The organism is Azospirillum oleiclasticum, from assembly GCF_013423485.1.
GTDB classification, from domain to species: Bacteria; Pseudomonadota; Alphaproteobacteria; order Azospirillales; family Azospirillaceae; genus Azospirillum; species Azospirillum oleiclasticum.
The window spans coordinates 1-312 of the sequence record NZ_JABFFR010000125.1 but is presented as its reverse complement, the minus strand read 5'-3'; the positions used below and the strand labels follow the sequence as shown (position 1 = coordinate 312).

Here is a 312-nt window from a genome sequence, read left to right as displayed (position 1 = left end):
TGAGCCCTACTAATCGCTCGTTCGGCTTGATCCAGCCCGCGCGCAGCGGCAAGCCTTCGACCGACGAACCACAATCGACCCAAGAAAAGCATCGACAACGACGACGAACTTCGGTACACACACAGCCCCAAGCGAGAGCAAGCGATGAGTTGAGTGGTTCGGATACGGTGCGCCCCGGTGACCTGGTGGTCATGGCGAGGGGCCAAACACCCGATCCCATCCCGAACTCGGCCGTGAAAACCCTCAGCGCCGATGGTACTGCGTCTCAAGACGTGGGAGAGTAGGTCGCCGCCAGGTCACCAGGGCGCATCA

At 61.2% G+C, this 312-nt stretch carries 1 rRNA gene; it reads left to right on the top strand.

The window, feature by feature from the left end:
- Positions 1-181: 181 nt before the first annotated feature.
- Positions 182-297, top strand: a 5S ribosomal RNA gene (gene rrf / locus HL658_RS36565).
- Positions 298-312: the final 15 nt, after the last annotated feature.